General features: G+C 48.6%; 17 protein-coding genes and 1 riboswitch. Of the genes, 14 read left to right on the top strand and 3 right to left on the bottom strand.

All coding sequences use genetic code 11. From position 1 onward, the window contains the following. The first annotated feature begins 29 nt into the window (after window positions 1-29). Window positions 30-818, top strand: coding sequence for a GTP cyclohydrolase FolE2 (gene folE2, locus GT1_RS01810; protein WP_075756019.1), 789 nt, complete (start codon window positions 30-32; stop codon window positions 816-818). A gap of 58 nt (window positions 819-876) precedes the next feature. On the opposite strand, the gene GT1_RS01805 is transcribed toward folE2, so the two are convergent. After that, complete coding sequence (locus tag GT1_RS01805) at window positions 877-1,167, bottom strand: hypothetical protein (RefSeq protein WP_075754819.1); 291 nt, start codon at window positions 1,165-1,167, stop codon at window positions 877-879. A gap of 138 nt (window positions 1,168-1,305) precedes the next feature. Between GT1_RS01805 and GT1_RS01800 the strand changes: the two genes are divergently transcribed. From GT1_RS01800 to GT1_RS01775, 6 genes are all read left to right on the top strand, one after another. Beyond that, on the top strand, window positions 1,306-2,166 hold the full coding sequence (locus GT1_RS01800; protein ID WP_188396945.1) for a ChbG/HpnK family deacetylase: 861 nt from the start codon (window positions 1,306-1,308) through the stop codon (window positions 2,164-2,166). Window positions 2,167-2,286: 120 nt separating this feature from the next. Next, the gene (locus tag GT1_RS01795; protein WP_188396943.1) at window positions 2,287-3,210 is read left to right on the top strand and encodes an NAD-dependent epimerase/dehydratase family protein; all 924 of its coding nucleotides are present in this window, start codon (window positions 2,287-2,289) and stop codon (window positions 3,208-3,210) included. Between the two features lie 161 nt (window positions 3,211-3,371). After that, the gene (locus GT1_RS01790; protein ID WP_188396941.1) at window positions 3,372-3,596 is read left to right on the top strand and encodes a ferredoxin family protein; all 225 of its coding nucleotides are present in this window, start codon (window positions 3,372-3,374) and stop codon (window positions 3,594-3,596) included. Further along, on the top strand, window positions 3,593-4,732 hold the full coding sequence (locus GT1_RS01785; protein WP_188396939.1) for a 2-oxoacid:acceptor oxidoreductase subunit alpha: 1,140 nt from the start codon (window positions 3,593-3,595) through the stop codon (window positions 4,730-4,732). Before GT1_RS01790 ends, GT1_RS01785 begins: the two co-directional genes overlap by 4 nt. Then, entirely contained in the window at window positions 4,732-5,556 is an 825-nt protein-coding gene (locus GT1_RS01780) for a thiamine pyrophosphate-dependent enzyme (RefSeq protein WP_083945451.1), read from the top strand. Before GT1_RS01785 ends, GT1_RS01780 begins: the two co-directional genes overlap by 1 nt. After that, on the top strand, window positions 5,556-6,089 hold the full coding sequence (locus GT1_RS01775) for a 2-oxoacid:acceptor oxidoreductase family protein (protein ID WP_075754831.1): 534 nt from the start codon (window positions 5,556-5,558) through the stop codon (window positions 6,087-6,089). Before GT1_RS01780 ends, GT1_RS01775 begins: the two co-directional genes overlap by 1 nt. A 146-nt stretch (window positions 6,090-6,235) precedes the next feature. Here GT1_RS01775 and ldhH read toward each other — a convergent pair whose 3' ends face one another. After that, complete coding sequence (gene ldhH / locus GT1_RS01770) at window positions 6,236-8,407, bottom strand: L-lactate dehydrogenase (quinone) large subunit LdhH (RefSeq protein ID WP_188396937.1); 2,172 nt, start codon at window positions 8,405-8,407, stop codon at window positions 6,236-6,238. Further along, window positions 8,407-9,021, bottom strand: coding sequence for a lactate utilization protein C (locus GT1_RS01765; protein WP_188396935.1), 615 nt, complete (start codon window positions 9,019-9,021; stop codon window positions 8,407-8,409). The genes ldhH and GT1_RS01765 overlap by 1 nt, the downstream gene beginning before the upstream one ends. A gap of 206 nt (window positions 9,022-9,227) precedes the next feature. Beyond that, a riboswitch (cobalamin riboswitch) is annotated at window positions 9,228-9,400 on the top strand. 111 nt (window positions 9,401-9,511) lie between these two features. On the opposite strand from GT1_RS01765, the gene cbiD reads away from it, so the two are divergent. From cbiD to cobK, 7 genes are read left to right on the top strand one after another with little or no spacing between them, the layout of a single operon-like run. Beyond that, complete coding sequence (gene cbiD / locus GT1_RS01760; protein WP_188397505.1) at window positions 9,512-10,606, top strand: cobalt-precorrin-5B (C(1))-methyltransferase CbiD; 1,095 nt, start codon at window positions 9,512-9,514, stop codon at window positions 10,604-10,606. Next, complete coding sequence (gene cbiE / locus GT1_RS01755; protein ID WP_188396933.1) at window positions 10,585-11,217, top strand: precorrin-6y C5,15-methyltransferase (decarboxylating) subunit CbiE; 633 nt, start codon at window positions 10,585-10,587, stop codon at window positions 11,215-11,217. The genes cbiD and cbiE overlap by 22 nt, the downstream gene beginning before the upstream one ends. Then, window positions 11,214-11,807: a precorrin-6Y C5,15-methyltransferase (decarboxylating) subunit CbiT gene (cbiT, locus tag GT1_RS01750; RefSeq protein ID WP_188396931.1), complete on the top strand. Its 594-nt coding sequence runs from the start codon at window positions 11,214-11,216 to the stop codon at window positions 11,805-11,807. Before cbiE ends, cbiT begins: the two co-directional genes overlap by 4 nt. 30 nt (window positions 11,808-11,837) lie before the next feature. Next, window positions 11,838-12,602 carry a precorrin-4 C(11)-methyltransferase gene (cobM, locus tag GT1_RS01745; protein WP_188396929.1) on the top strand — a complete coding sequence of 255 codons (765 nt, stop codon included), beginning with the start codon at window positions 11,838-11,840 and terminating at the stop codon, window positions 12,600-12,602. Window positions 12,603-12,605: 3 nt separating this feature from the next. Further along, the gene (locus GT1_RS01740; RefSeq protein WP_188396927.1) at window positions 12,606-13,679 is read left to right on the top strand and encodes a cobalt-precorrin 5A hydrolase; all 1,074 of its coding nucleotides are present in this window, start codon (window positions 12,606-12,608) and stop codon (window positions 13,677-13,679) included. 20 nt (window positions 13,680-13,699) lie between these two features. Beyond that, the gene (gene cobJ / locus GT1_RS01735; RefSeq protein ID WP_255430401.1) at window positions 13,700-14,389 is read left to right on the top strand and encodes a precorrin-3B C(17)-methyltransferase; all 690 of its coding nucleotides are present in this window, start codon (window positions 13,700-13,702) and stop codon (window positions 14,387-14,389) included. Next, a complete protein-coding gene (cobK, locus tag GT1_RS01730) occupies window positions 14,386-15,156 on the top strand; it encodes a precorrin-6A reductase (RefSeq protein ID WP_188396922.1) in 771 nt (256 codons plus the stop codon). Before cobJ ends, cobK begins: the two co-directional genes overlap by 4 nt. Window positions 15,157-15,168: the final 12 nt, after the last annotated feature.

Raw genomic sequence — 15,168 nt, 5'->3', positions numbered from 1 at the left:
TGAAGCAAACGACCCAGGGAAAGAGCGGGATTAAGGATGTTCAAAACAGCTGTGATGAGCGTGGTATTGCTATTCAGAAGGTTGGGGTCAGCGATGTTCACTTACCTTTTTTAATAAAAACCAAGAGTGGCTCGTTCCAGTCGGTATTGGCAAAAATTAAGCTTGCTGTTGATTTGCCCCAAGAGTTTAAAGGCACCCATATGAGCCGCTTCATCGAAATACTGAGTGATTGGAGTCAAAAACCGGTATCCTATCGCGAAGTGGAGTATATGCTGACAGATACTATTGATCGCTTACATGCCATGCGGGCACATATTGATATTCATTTTAAATATTTTATCGAGAAAGCGGCACCGGTAAGCGGCTTAAAAAGCATGCTGGATTATGATTGCGTATTTTCCGCTGAGCTGGTTCGCGGCGAACAATTGGACTTTATGTTTGGAATTACGGTGCCATTTACGTCGCTTTGTCCGTGCAGTAAAGAAATTTCGCATTATGGAGCCCATAACCAGCGGGGAACTATGCGGGCAAAAATTAAGCAGCTGCCAGGCAAATTTATTTGGATTGAAGATCTGGCGGCCATGATGGAGGAGCAGGGCAGCTGCCAGGTGTATGCGTTGCTAAAGCGCGAAGATGAAAAGTATGTTACGGAAAAGGCGTATGAAAATCCGAAGTTTGTGGAAGATGTGCTTAGGGATTTGGTACTAACACTGCGCAAGATTGATGGTGTAGAGTGGTTTGAAGTGGAATGCGAAAACTATGAGTCCATTCATAATCATAGTGCCTATGCTGCGCATGTTGAGTGCGTGGAACAATGAAACAAGCGGCGCCAGACTCTTTGCATGAGTCCGGCGCCGTCCTGGTTTTCACTTATTGCTATTCGGCGCTATAGTCGCCATTAGCATCATATTTTGCGGTTAATGTTTGATTGGCCTTTTGGGTTTTTGCGTTAGTAGCAGCTGTGCTGCTGCTGGTTTGCGACTGTTTAGCCAGTTGGCTTAATTGGTTCATATCTGCTGAAGAAGCCGAGGTGCCGGCAGCCGTGGAAGAGGAAGCGCTGGTTCCGGCAGTGTTGCTGGAATAATCTTTGTTGGCATCCATTTTAGCAGTCAAGGTACCATATTCGCTTTTGCTTTCAGCTTGCTTGCTTTGTTTGGATTGTGTCATCGTGTAATTACCTCCCTGTATTTTATATTTGGTCACGCAACCAGTAATAGTATCAGAAATCACATATCAACTCATACCAGGGATATTTTGCCCCATTAACCATTTTCGCAGAGGAAATAAAATCTTTTTGAGGAAACTATGAAACAGTTAATTGTAAATGCCGACGATTTCGGTTTGCATGAAACCATTAATCTCGGTATCGTTGAAGGATATACTAAGGGCTGTATAACCAGCACTTCGATCATGGCCGGTGCGCCTGCCTTTAATCATGCAGCCGCTTTAGCGGCAGTCCATCCGCAGTTGGGAATAGGGGTTCATCTCACGCTGGTTGGCGGATTGCCGGCAGCCGAACCGGGACAGGTTATTTCGCTGATTGATAAGGACGGACTGTTATGCTCCAGCTATCCGGTATTTTTGCAAAAATTTTGTTTAGCCGGTGTTCGTCTTGAGGATGTAAGGCGGGAGCTTACCGCCCAAGTGAAAAAAGTAATGGCAGCCGGCATTGCCATTACTCATCTTGACAGCCATCAACATATGCATGTGGTGCCTGGGATAATCGATGTTGTCATCGACATTGCCAAACAGTTTGCTATTCCGGCTCTGCGGGTTCCGGCCGAGCCGCCCTTGTTTTTCGGTGGTTTCAGACCAACTGCCGGTAGGCTTATTGGCCGGCTGGGTCTTAGTACGCTGGCAAACCTGGCCCGCTCGAAGGTGCGGCGTGCAAGGCTGGCTGCGCCTGAACATTTTTATGGAATGTTGGCCGGCGGCAGCATGAATGAAGAGATTTTGCTGAACATTATTGATAATCTGCCTAACGGTCTGTCAGAAATTATGGTCCATCCGGGTCTGGATAATAGTGTATTACACCAGGCATTCGGCTGGGATTACCATTGGCAGCAGGAGTTGGCGGCCGTTGCCAGCCGGCAGGTGATGGAACGCCTGGCACAGCGGCAGGTCAGACTGGTATCCTTTGGCAGTCTGCCAGTCCGCCCGGTTTAGTAACCTGCCAAGTCTGGTAGTCTGCCAAGTCTAAAGCCGTAGGATGAATTGGCAAGGCCACTTGAATTTGGGCCTGATGGCGTACTATGTAGAAAGAATAACAGATAGAGGATGAGCAATATGAAAGCACTAGTAACTGGCGGCGCCGGCTTTATCGGCTCGCATACTGTTGATAAGATGCTGGACAAGGGCTGGGAGGTTGTTGTACTTGATAACCTAAGTACAGGCTTGCGTGCCAATGTTGCGGACGGGGTCAAATTTGTGAAGATGGATATTCTGGACGCTGAGCTGTTGAATGTATTTTCCCAGGAAAGGTTTGATTGTGTAGTGCATCTTGCTGCACAAACATCAGTACCCTATTCTGTTGACCATCCTGATATTGATTGTCAGGTAAACTTGCTCGGCATGGTGAATGTTTTGGAAGCCTGCCGCAAAACAGGTGTTAAACGGGTGGTATTTGCCTCCAGTGCTGCAGTTTACGGCGATGCGGACTGTTTGCCGATTGTTGAGGAAGCGCACCTTAAGCCCGGGTCTTTTTATGGTCTTACCAAGTGTACCGGTGAGAAGTATCTTGCGCTCTACAGCCAGATCCATCAGCTTGACTATGTAGTTCTCCGTTATGCCAATGTATATGGTGAACGTCAAGGCGACGGCGGCGAGGGAGGGGTAGTAAGCATTTTTACCCGCAAACTTCATCAAAATCAGCCGATCTGTATTTTTGGCGATGGCGGCCAGACCAGAGACTTTATTTATGTTGGTGATGTGGCTGAGGCAAATTGTCAGGCCCTTATGGCGCATACGCGGGTAAACAGGGTATATAACATTAGCAGTCAGACACAAACCAGTGTTAACGATTTGATTGCAATATTGGCGGCTGTGGCTGACAAGCCAATGGACAGGAGCTATCTGCCGCCTCGAGAAGGGGATATTTATCACTCGACACTATCAAATCGTGCTGCTCTTGCCGGTATTGGCTGGCAGCCTTATATGCCGTTGCCTGAAGGCCTGCGACGAACCTATCATGCTTTGAATAAGGCAATGTAAATTACTAACTTTTTTTTTGCAGCTTATAAAATTTTTAGCAGGAAAATGTCGCAATAACAGCAAATTTAAAATTGGATAACCAATTATTATGGTTATACTAGGGTATATATATCAGTATCCACACTAGTCATACACTGATTGAAAGAGGAGTGAAAGCTGTTATGGCACTGGCTATTAAACCAAAGCTATGTAAAGGCTGTGGTATCTGTGTGCATTTTTGTCCTAAAGCCGTTCTGGATTTAGACGAAATGGGCAAAATCTATGCAAAAGATCCAGATAAATGTATTATCTGTGGTCAATGCGAGCTGCGTTGCCCGGATTATGCGATTAAAGTAACCAAAGAAGAAAAAACCAGTACGAAAACCGATGGGGGGACTGCCAAGTGACAAAAGCACGCTTAATGCAGGGTAATCAGGCTTGTGCCGAAGGGGCACTGGCGGCTGGAGTTCGTTTTTTTGGTGGTTATCCTATTACCCCAAGTACTGAAGTTGCTGAAATACTTGCTGAAAAACTGCCGGCGCTGGGCGGTAAGTTTATCCAGATGGAAGATGAAATTGCCAGCATGGGTGCCGTATGCGGCGCAGCCCTGACCGGAGTTAAGGCACTTACTGCTACCAGTGGCCCCGGCTTTTCACTCAAGCAGGAATTAATCGGCTATGCCTCTATTGCTGAAATTCCGGTTGTAATTGTTAATGTGCAGCGTTTGGGCCCAAGCACCGGCAAACCTACATCACCCGGTCAAGGGGATGTTATGCAGGCTCGCTGGGGCAGTCACGGCGACCGTGGTGTAATTGCTCTGTCGCCGGCATCTGTGCGTGAATGTTTTGATGTAACCGTCAAAGCAGTTAATTTTTCGGAAAAGTTCCGTACTCCTGTTGTGCTGCTGTTGGACGAAGTCATCGGCCATATGCGCGAGCGGGTAGAATTACCGGAACCGGATGAAATTGAGATCATTGACCGTAAATTGCCTGCTGTCCCGCCAAGCGAGTATCAGGCGTACAAACCTGAGGCCGATGGCATTCCGCCGATGGCTGCTTTCGGGTCAGGCTATTATTACCATGTAACAGGCTTGGTGCATAATTATCTGGGACAGCCTACCCAGGCTAATGACCTTACAGCTGAGCTCATTGAACGTTTACATACTAAAATTGATAATGCCAAAGAGGAACTGACGCTTTACACCGAGCATTATCTTGATGATGCCGAAGTATTGGTTGTGTCTTATGGCGGGTCGGCCAGAGCAGCCATTGCTGCTGTGAAGGCAGCCAGAGAGCAGGGGATTAAGGCAGGTCTCTTGAAATTGATTACCATCTGGCCGTTTCCTGGCGATGTTGTAAAACAGGCAGCAGCAAAAGTCCAAAAGGTTATTGTGCCTGAAATGAACTATGGCCAATTGGCCGGTGAAATTGAGCGGTATGTAGGTCAGGACAAAGTAGTTTCTGTTACCAGGGTCGACGGTGAACTATTTAAACCGGAAGAAATACTGGCACCAATTGTTACAGCCGTTGGAGGTGCTAAATAATGGCAGACATCGAAAAATATTTGCGGCCGTCAGCTTTTCCCCATATCTGGTGTCCCGGCTGCGGCAATGGTATCATCTTGGCTTCTATCATTCGCGCCATTGATAAATTAGGTCTTGATCAGGAAAAGACCATTATTGTATCAGGTATCGGCTGTTCGTCCCGGGCATCCGGTTACATGAACTTCAATACTGTCCACACAGCTCATGGCAGAGCGCTGACTTTTGCCACAGGTATTAAGCTGGCGCAACCTGAACTGAATGTCTTGGTCATTACCGGTGATGGCGACTCTACCGCTATTGGCGGCAATCATTTCATTCATGCTGCCAGACGGAATATCGACCTTACTACCATTATCTTTAACAACAATATCTATGGTATGACCGGCGGACAGTCCTCGCCGCTTACCCCGCTTGCCAGCAGATCAACGACGGCACCGTTTGGTCATATTGAGCGGTCCTTTGACATTGGGGCATTAGCTATTGCTGCCGGTGCTACCTATGTGGCCAGGGCAACCGCATTTCATGCCAATATGTTGACAGATCTCGTCGTCAAAGGTATTGAAAATAAAGGCTTTTCCGTAATTGATGCCATTACCCAATGTCCTGTTTCTTACGGACGTAAAAACAAGATGGGTTCGGCAGCTAAAATGATGGAATGGCAGAAAGAACACGCAATTCCGGTTCAGGCTGCTGCCAAGCTTTCGCAGGAACAGCTTAAAGACAAGTTTGTTATTGGCGAGCTTCACCGTTCGGAAGCCCCTGAGTTTACCGCAGAATATGACAAACTGATTGCTCATGTTCAGGCCAAAAGGGGGAATAAATAATGTGGCAAATTAGCTTGAGCGGTACTGGTGGTCAAGGTTTGATTCTTGCCGGTATTATTTTGGCGGAAGCGGCTATTCTTGACGGCAAGCAGACCATTCAGACCCAGTCCTATGGTCCGGAGGCCAGAGGGGGAGCCAGCAAATCCGAAGTCCTTATCAGTGATCAGGAAATCGATTATCCCAAAGCTACCGCGGCAGATATTTTGCTGGCTATGAGCCAGGAAGCCTGCAATAAATATATCGGCCTGTTAAAGCAAGGCGGCAAGCTGGTTGTTGATACTACCCTGGTTAAAACACTGCCGGAAGTAGATGCCAAAGTCTTGGCATTGCCGATAACCCATATTGCCCGTAATGAACTGGGGAATGTTATGGTTGCCAATATTGTTGCTCTTGGTGCATTGGCCGGTTTTGCCGATCTGGTAGAACTGGAATGTTTGACCAAGGCTGTACTGGCCAGAGTACCTAAAGGTACTGAAGAACTTAACAAGAAAGCGCTTGAAACTGGCTATGCCCTGGGGCAGGCAGAGAGATAAGCAGCAAAATGAACAGCCAAAAGGAGTCTTTCTCAGCGAAAGACTCCTTTTTTTATCCTAACAGAAAGCTATGCTTTCTGTTAGGATAAGGGCAACATCGGCTTCCGCTTTCGCCAAAGGCTCGGCGCAAGCCGTGTTTTCTTTATTTACTCTTTAATATTTTCCGCTAAAATCTCGGCTACATGCTTAATCTTTACATTTGGCAGCTGCTTATCAAGGCCACCCTGAATTTGCATCATGCATGCCGGGCAGGCAACGGCGACTATCTCAGCGTCGCTGGCTTTAATGTTGGTAATTTTTTGCTTAAGGATAGGCATGGACAGCTCGGTATATTTGACGCCGAAGGCACCGGCCATACCGCAGCATTTATCGCAGTCTTTCATTTCTACCAGCTCGTAGCCGTTAGCCGCTTCCAGCAACTGGCGCGGCTCGGTATAAATGCCAAGGCCGCGTTTCATATGGCAGGAATCATGGTATGTTACTTTTACATTGCCGGCAGTTTTGACCAGGCGGCCGGCTTTTTGATATTCCTTCGCGACAAAGCTGGTAAACTCGCAGACCTTATGACCGATTTTTTCGGCCCGGGCCTTCCAGGCCGGCTCATCTTCAAACAATTCGATATAAGTTTGATGCCAGGTCTCGGCGCAAGTCGGGCAAGCTGAAAGAATGGCGTCAGCGCCTGTGGCTTCGAAGGCCTCGATATTCTTTTTGGCAATCCGTTTGGCTGTTTCGCGGTCACCCATCCCCAGTACCGGTTTGCCGCAGCAGCTTTGTTCTTCCGGGAAAACTACTTCCATATTAAGATCCTGTAGTACCTTATACACCGACTCACCGGTTTCCGGGAAAATAAAATCAATGTTACAGCCGCTAAAGAAGGCGATTTTCTTGACAGGCTGATTTATTTTCCTGGTTACCTTGGATACGCGGTCACGGAAGGGAACATCAGCCACTGCCGGGAGACTGCGGTCTTTGGCCATGCCGGCTAAAAATAGCGGCAAATGACGGATTACACGGCCGGATTGGAACGGTTTTTGACCGATCGCTGCTAACCGCAGCAGGGTGTGGAATACCTTACGGTTTGACAGTACGTTTTCAACTACTGCTTTAACACCGAAAGGCAGACCGTGTTCCTTGACGGCTTTGGCCCGGAGTTCTTCAATCAGGTGTGGTATGTCAATTTTGCCAGGGCATATCTCAACACATTTGCGGCAGCCGATACAAAGTTCATTGATTTTTTCAAAATCCCCCATACTGTTGAGGAAGGCCGTCAGGATGGCGCCGATACCGCCGGCATAGATGTGACCATACACATGACCGCCGACAATTGTGTATACAGGACAGACGTTGAGGCAGGAAGCACAGCGAACACATTGGTAGATTTCTTTGAATTTATCGTCATGGGCAGCTTGTAAGCGTCCGTTATCAAATAAAATAATATGAAGTTCTTTGTCTTGCTCAACCCATTTTCCGTCTTGTTTGACCATGACCGGGGTTACACCGGAAGTCATGGTCATATAACTGGTCATCAGCTGGCCGGTGGCATTACGCGGCAGGGTGCGCAGGATGGGGGCGGCATCTTTAATGGTGGGAATCAGTTTTTCATAACCGATGATGACAACATGAACCCGTGGCAGGGTAGTGACAAGGCGGGCGTTGCCTTCATTCGTTACCAGCCCGATAGCGCCATTTTCAGCGATACCGAAGTTTGCGCCCGATATGCCCATATCAGCTTCCAGGAACTCCCCTCTGAGCGCTTGGCGGGCAGCCTGAACCATGAACGGAATATCGGTCGGAATTTCCTGCTTCAGTTCTTTGGAGAAGTAGCCGGCAACTTGTTCACGGTTTAAGTGAATGGCTGGCATAACCATATGGGACGGTTTATGACCGGCCAGAGAGATAATCCATTCACCCAGGTCAGTTTCTTTAACATGCAAGCCGGCTGCTTCCAGATCGTGATTAAGATGAATTTCCTCGGAAGCCATGGATTTGGATTTAACAATTCGTTTTACATTTTTTTCTTTACAGAGGTTTATCAAATATTCTTTTAACGCATTGCCATCTTTGGCGCGAAACACTTTAGCGCCCCGTTTGGCAGCTTCTGTTTCAAATTTATCGGCTAGGTTTTCAATATCGGCAACGGCGCTCATCTTCATTTGACGGACTTGTTCGCGCAGAGCCTCAATATCGGCAACATTTTCATAAGCTTTGGCCCTGGATATTGGATAGGCCTCCGCAAAGCGGCTTAATGCGCCACGCAGCACTTCATCCTGTAACTTTTCCTGGATTTCATTTTTTATATTACGATTATTCGCTTCCATTATTGCTTACCTCCGTTAACTTCTTCATCAACGGCAATAATGACAAAACGGCTGGGACCATGTACGCCGATTGTCAGTACGCGTTCAATATCGGCAGTGCGGCTGGGGCCGGTAATAAAGCTGATATAACCGCGGTCGTAGACTTTGGCGATTGTTTCCATAGCTTCTGTTATGCCGGGAACAATTCTATTGCTGTTCATGAAAACAATATGTAAAGGAGGCAGCATCGAGACAAGCCTGCTTTCAAACGCTAACGCATCCTGGCAAACACTGCCTGACTCGGCAATGCCAAACTCAACAGCGGAGATGCCAATGTCGGCACTTTCAGCATGCTCGGCGATATCTGCTTGTTCGGTGTACAGGCTTACACCCAGGTCTGTTAGGGTGGCATTAATTCCTGCTGCCTGTTGCAAGGGGCTGTCAACGGCTACTACTTTGCGGGCGTTGGTGTATTTGACTAAATTGGCAATGACTTCTTTGGCTTCAGCCGCTGTTTTGACGCGAAATACTTCGGCGGCCGCGTTTTTTGCCCGGGTTTCAAACTCCGGGAACAGGTTGGCGCTACAAGTACCGGAGGTAAGCGCATGGGTCCAATTTTCACTTACTTTTTTCAAATTCTCCACTCCCTTATAACCGAATTAATCGGTATGATGGTCTGACCAGTATACACTTCGTAATAAATAGGCTAAAACCCTTTTAAAAATTGACAAAAAACGCAAAAAATACAGAAAAATTTTTAGATTATTTAATTTAGATAATTCCTGCCTGGTAAGCAGGAAAATAATTAACTATATGGAATAATAGTACTAATCGCAAATTTGATACATGTAAGGGAATGGGTGCTTTGCGCTTAATAGGGAAGTCCGGTGTAATACCGGCGCGGTCCCGCCACTGTAATGGGGATGCTGCTTAATACATGCCACTGGGAAACTGGGAAGGCTAAGTACGCGAAGAACCAGAGTCAGGAGACCTGCCTGTTCTAACACATGCCGCTAGGACCTACGGAAGATAGGCAGGTGTGGGTACAATATTCAGGCAATCTTTACATGTTGTTTGGTGTTATACCCCCTGCTCAAGGGGGCTTTTTTATTGTCCGATAAAGAAATGCGCAAAGGGATAACCACCGGGACTTGTGCCGCAGCGGCAGCCAAGGCTGCGGTTATGGCCTGGCTGGGCCAGCCGGTGACTGTTCTTCAGGTTTTTTCACCACAAGGAGTCCTGCTGACAGTACCTGTTGCCGAAAGCTGGCCGGTTGCCGGCGGCGGTATGGCGGCAATAATCAAAGATGCCGGTGATGATCCGGATATAACCAATGGGGTTAGGATTATGGCAGAGGTCATTATTACCGATAAACCGGGAGTTATGATCAAAGCAGGTATTGGCGTAGGAACGGTGACCAAACCCGGGCTGGCTGTGCCGGTAGGTGAACCGGCAGTAAATCCCGGGCCGCGTTCCATGATTACCAGGGCTGTGACTGAGTGTTTGCCAACAGATAAAGGGGCTGTTGTGACAATTTCTATTCCCGAGGGAGAGAAATTGGCGACCAGAACGCTTAACCCCATATTGGGGATTGTTGGCGGACTGTCGATTATTGGCACTACCGGTATTGTTGAACCGATGTCAGAAGAGGCTTTTAAAAATTCACTTGTACCGCAGATTAGTGTGGTGCAGGCATTAGGCTATACAGATATAGTATTTGCTCCGGGAAAAATCGGACAGGATATAGCCATCAACCGTTGCGGCCTGCCGGCCGCTGCCGTAATCCAGACAAGCAATTTTATCGGACATATGTTGGAGAATGCAGTAAAATACGGCATGCGCCGGGTGTTGTTATTTGGACATCTTGGCAAAATCGTTAAAGTGTCGGCCGGCATATTCCATACTCATAACCGGATGGCCGATGCCCGCCTGGAGACAATAGCCGCCTATATGGCGCTAAACGGAGCGCCACAGACGGCCATCGAAGAAATAATGGCTTCGACTACTACCGAAGCTGCTATGCCAATCATCGCCCGGTATAATATGACCGAGGTTTATTCTGTACTGGCCGAAAGGGCCAGTGCCAGGGCAAAGCGTTATGTGTTTGGTGATTTGACAGTGGGAACCGTTATTGTGACTTTACAGGGAGATATACTGGGGCTTGATGAGACAGCCCGTGAAATTGGAGGCCATTTAGGATGGAATGTAGGTACCAGGTAGTAGTTGTTGGCATTGGCCCCGGATCGCCTGATTATGTACTGCCTGTCGTTAGCCGGAGGATTGCCCAGGCCAGAGTTCTGGTAGGCAGTAAGCGGGCGCTGGATACCTTTGCCGCAGGCGGTCAGGTTACCAGGATTATTGATAAAGATATCAACGGTGTGCTTGATTTTATTGAAGAACAGCTGGCAAGTCAGGATGTAGTGGTTATGGTGTCCGGCGACCCGGGCTTTTACAGCATGCTGGTGGCAGTCAGAAAACGGTTTGCGCCAGAGAGTATTACGGTGATTCCCGGTATTAGTTCGGCCCAATTGGCGTTTGCCCGGGTGGCCGAAGTGTGGCAGGATGCCGCTCTGATCAGTATGCATGGCCGTACAGCCGCTGATGAGGTACTGCGTTACCGGCCAGGCCATAAGCTGGGCATCCTGACTGACACTCAGCACAATCCGGCCTGCATTTCGCGCATCCTGTTAGCATTCGGGTGGCCGGAGGCGGCTCATGTCTGGTTATGCGCCAATTTGTCTTATGACAATGAAGTGGTGGCTGCTATGACCTTAGCCGAGGCCACAGAAACTCCCGGTTTTGAACATAGCGTAATGGTGGTGAAAGCATGAGTCACAGCTTAGGTATTCCGGATGAGCAGTTCATCAGAGGCGACATTCCGATGACGAAACAGGAAATTCGCATCTTAACTTTGGCTAAGGCCAGCATTGGTGCTGCCGACACTGTCATTGATATCGGGGCAGGTACCGGTTCGCTATCCATTGAAGCAGCGTTATTGGCCAGGCAAGGCAGGGTATATGCCATTGAGCGCGAACCCGAGGGGATTGAACTGATTAAGGCCAACGCCGCTAAGTTTGCGGCCGGCAATGTTAAGGCTGTGCTTGGTTCGGCACCGGCGGCGCTGGCCGGGCTGCCGGCGGCGGAAGTCATCTTAATCGGCGGCAGTGGCGGCAGGCTGCCCGACATTTTGTCCTCGGCCGATCAATTGCTGAAACCGGGCGGACGCCTGATTGTAACAGCTGTTACCGTAGAAACACTGTCTGCCGCTCTCCAGCTTATGCGGCAGCGTCCGGCCTATGCGGTTGAGGCTTGCTGTGTACAAGTTACCCGGATTCAGCCGGTGGGCACCAGTAATATGTTTAAAGCACTTAACCCGATATATATTATTACCTGTACTAAAGAAGGGCAGGCTGCCGGATAGGGAAACAGCCTGGATGAAGGGAGAATATCAATGAATGTATTTTTTGTAGGAGCCGGTCCGGGAGATCCTGAGCTGATTACCGTGAAAGGGCAGCGCTTTTTGGGACAGGCAGATATCATTATTTATGCCGGTTCGTTAGTCAATCCGGCGCTCTTATCCCTGGCTAAAAATGGAGCTGCCATCTATAACAGCGCCTCCATGACGCTGGATGAAGTCATTGCTGTTATGGAGCAAGGGGTTAAAGAGAACAAGCTGGTAGTCCGGTTACATACCGGCGATCCCAGCATATATGGTGCCATTCAGGAGCAAATGGATGCACTGGCACCGAAAAATATTGATTTTGAAGTTATCCCCGGCGTTAGCTCGTTCCTGGCTACAGCTGCTGCCTTAAAGCAGGAATATACATTGCCTGATGTATCCCAGACGGTAATTATTACCCGTTTGGAAGGGCGCACCCCGGTGCCGGAAAAAGAAAAACTGGTTAAGCTGGCCAGCCACGAGGCTACGATGTGTATTTTCCTGAGTGTGCATATGCTGGACAATGTGGTTAAAGAGCTGGTAGATGGCGGCTATACCTACGAAACCCCGGTGGCTATTGTGCAAAAAGCCTCCTGGCCTGATCAAAAAATCTTCCGCGCTACCTTAGGCACTATTGCTCAAATTGCCAGAGAAAATAATATTGACCGTACAGCCATGATTGTGGTCGGTAAGGTCTTGCAAACCGATTATGCTTTGTCGCGGTTATATGCTCCGGAATTCGGACATATGTTCAGACAGGCGCAGGAGGCTAAATAAATTGTGAAGCTGGCAGTCATCTCAGTTACCCGCAAAGGGGCCGAACTGGCTGAACGGATAGCACCGCTGCTGGGGCCGGGGGTTGATGTCTATGCTAAAAACGGGCGCAATCTGCCAGAGTTACATCATACCTATGACTCCTTAAGCGACCTGGTAGCTGAAATATTTTCCTTATATGATGGCTTGGTGTTCATTATGGCGACAGGAATTGTCGTGAGGGTCATTGCGGCACAGGTGAAGGACAAACGCTGCGATCCAGCGGTAGTTGTCATGGATGATGGCGGCAATTATGCGATAAGCCTGTTGTCAGGTCATATCGGCGGCGCCAATGAGTTAACCGGGTTAGTGAGCCGTGCCGCCAAAGCTGTGCCGGTTATCACTACCGCTACCGATGTTGCCGGCTTGCCGGCTGCTGACATACTGGCAGTCAAACTTGACCTGGCCATAGAACCGTTCAGCTCGCTAAAAACCATAAACGCAGCCATTGTTAATGGTGACAGGGTGTTGTTTTTTGTTGATAAAGAACTGGCTGAAAGCGAGCGGTATATTGCTTTGGCAGCCAGGCAAGGGGTTGCATTAGTTTATAGCAGTGAACTTATCCATCCGGATCAGTATGATGCTGCTGTAGTCATTACCGATAAAGAACTTACTATTCAGAAACAGCATCTGTATTTGCGTCCCCACAGTTTAGCCCTTGGTATCGGCTGTCGGCGGGATACCACCGGTGCTGAAATTTTGTCAGCCATCAATCAGGCTTGCCGGACAATCGGACGGAGCAGCAACAGTGTGGCTGTGATTGGCAGTACTGTCGTAAAAGCCGATGAACAGGGTTTGCTCGCAGTGGCGGAGCAGCTGGGTGTGCCGATTAAGTTTTTTACCAATGAACAACTGGAACAATGTATAGACCAATATGAATTGTCGTTATCTGATTTTGTTAATGAGAAGATAGGAGTGGGAAATGTATGCGAACCAGCAGCCATACTAGCGGGGCGGAACAACAAGCTGATTTTGCCCAAAACAAAATATCCCAAAGTGACTGTGGCGGTCACAACGGTAAAATATCGGTGGTGGGAATAGGGCCAGGCAGCCTGGAGGATATGACGCCCCGAGCCCGGCAGGCGATTGAAGATGCTGAGATTATTGTTGGTTATGATACCTATTTGGATTTGATAAAAGCTCTGCTGCCAGCCAAAACCACCATTGGCACAGGCATGATGCAGGAAATCGACCGTTGTCAGGCGGCGGTAGATAAAGCCATGACCGGAAAACAGGTGGCGGTAATTTCCAGCGGCGACCCGGGAATATATGGTATGGCCGGTTTAGTGCTTGAACTTGTTGGCAAGCAGCCGGCAGCCAGGCAGCCGGAAGTAGAGGTTATTCCCGGTATCAGCGCCGTCGGTGCGGCAGCATCTATCCTGGGAGCACCGCTGATGCACGATTTTGCCGTTATCAGTCTGAGTGACTTATTAACTCCCTGGGAAGTTATTAAAAAGAGAGTGGAAATGGCGGTTGCCGGGGATTTCGTTATTGCTATTTATAACCCCAAAAGTACCCGGCGGACAAGTCAAATAGAAACGGTGCGCGAAATTGCGCTAAAACACCGGCAGACCGATACTCCGGTCGGGATTGTGCATCACGCTACCCGGACCAAAGAAGATATGACGTTGTCAACTTTGGACAACTTTACTAAAGAGCATATTGATATGTTTTCACTGGTCATTATTGGCAACAGCCAGACATATACAGCCAATGGGAGAATGATTACCCCCAGAGGCTATCACGTATGATTTTAGTGCTGGCCGGTACGCAGGATGGCCGCCAATTGGCGGCCTGTCTGGCGGCAGGCGGTTATCAGGTGGTTGTATCGGTAATCAGTGATTATGGCCGAAGTTTGGCCGAATTACCAGGTATTTGTGTCCATACGGGACAGTTGACACTGGCGGGGATGCAGGAATTCATAGCTGCTCAGGGGATTAAGGCGGTTGTGGACGCCAGCCATCCCTATGCCGCCAATGTATCGGCAAATGCTATGGCTGCCTGTGAAACCAGTGGAGTTGACTACATACGCTACGAACGTTCAGAGGTGAGTGTTCCGGAATACAGGCAACTGCATCTGGCTAAAGATGCTGCCGAGGCCGCAAGAATAGCAGCCGGTCTTGGCAAGATAATCTTCTTAACCACAGGCAGCCGCACGTTAAAGATATTCAAGACAGAACCGCTGCTGGCAGATTGCCGCCTGATTGCCAGGGTGCTGCCACAAATTGATGTAATAACAGAATGTATGGAACTGGGATTCAAGCCTGGTGATATTGTTGCCATCCAGGGGCCATTTTCCCACACGCTTAATGTGGCGTTATTTAAGGAGTATGGTACAGAGGTTGTCATAACTAAGAACAGTGGTACTATTGGTGGTGCTGATACCAAAATATCGGCCGCTATGGAACTTGGTCTGAAGCTGGTGGTCATTGGACGTCCGGCGATTGAGTATAAAAATCTGTGCCGGACAAGCACCGAAGTAATAACAAGACTGCTGGCCGGTACTGCTGCAAAATGAGAATAATTACTA

This window comes from Sporomusa sp. GT1 (genome assembly GCF_014634905.1).
Classification (GTDB): Bacteria; Bacillota; Negativicutes; order Sporomusales; family Sporomusaceae; genus Sporomusa; species Sporomusa sphaeroides.
Note: the sequence above shows the minus strand (reverse complement) of the source record. Positions and strands in the feature narration are given on the sequence as shown.

Bases quoted from the DNA above. Each gene is read 5' to 3' on its own strand.
- GT1_RS01805 (WP_075754819.1), bottom strand. From the start codon at position 1,167: ATGACACAATCCAAACAAAGCAAGCAAGCTGAAAGCAAAAGCGAATAT.
- GT1_RS01800 (WP_188396945.1), top strand. From the start codon at position 1,306: ATGAAACAGTTAATTGTAAATGCCGACGATTTCGGTTTGCATGAAACC.
- GT1_RS01795 (WP_188396943.1), top strand. From the start codon at position 2,287: ATGAAAGCACTAGTAACTGGCGGCGCCGGCTTTATCGGCTCGCATACT.
- GT1_RS01790 (WP_188396941.1), top strand. From the start codon at position 3,372: ATGGCACTGGCTATTAAACCAAAGCTATGTAAAGGCTGTGGTATCTGT.
- GT1_RS01780 (WP_083945451.1), top strand. From the start codon at position 4,732: ATGGCAGACATCGAAAAATATTTGCGGCCGTCAGCTTTTCCCCATATC.
- GT1_RS01775 (WP_075754831.1), top strand. From the start codon at position 5,556: ATGTGGCAAATTAGCTTGAGCGGTACTGGTGGTCAAGGTTTGATTCTT.
- ldhH (WP_188396937.1), bottom strand. From the start codon at position 8,407: ATGGAAGCGAATAATCGTAATATAAAAAATGAAATCCAGGAAAAGTTA.
- cbiD (WP_188397505.1), top strand. From the start codon at position 9,512: ATGCGCAAAGGGATAACCACCGGGACTTGTGCCGCAGCGGCAGCCAAG.
- cbiE (WP_188396933.1), top strand. From the start codon at position 10,585: ATGGAATGTAGGTACCAGGTAGTAGTTGTTGGCATTGGCCCCGGATCG.
- cbiT (WP_188396931.1), top strand. From the start codon at position 11,214: ATGAGTCACAGCTTAGGTATTCCGGATGAGCAGTTCATCAGAGGCGAC.
- cobM (WP_188396929.1), top strand. From the start codon at position 11,838: ATGAATGTATTTTTTGTAGGAGCCGGTCCGGGAGATCCTGAGCTGATT.
- cobJ (WP_255430401.1), top strand. From the start codon at position 13,700: ATGACGCCCCGAGCCCGGCAGGCGATTGAAGATGCTGAGATTATTGTT.
- cobK (WP_188396922.1), top strand. From the start codon at position 14,386: ATGATTTTAGTGCTGGCCGGTACGCAGGATGGCCGCCAATTGGCGGCC.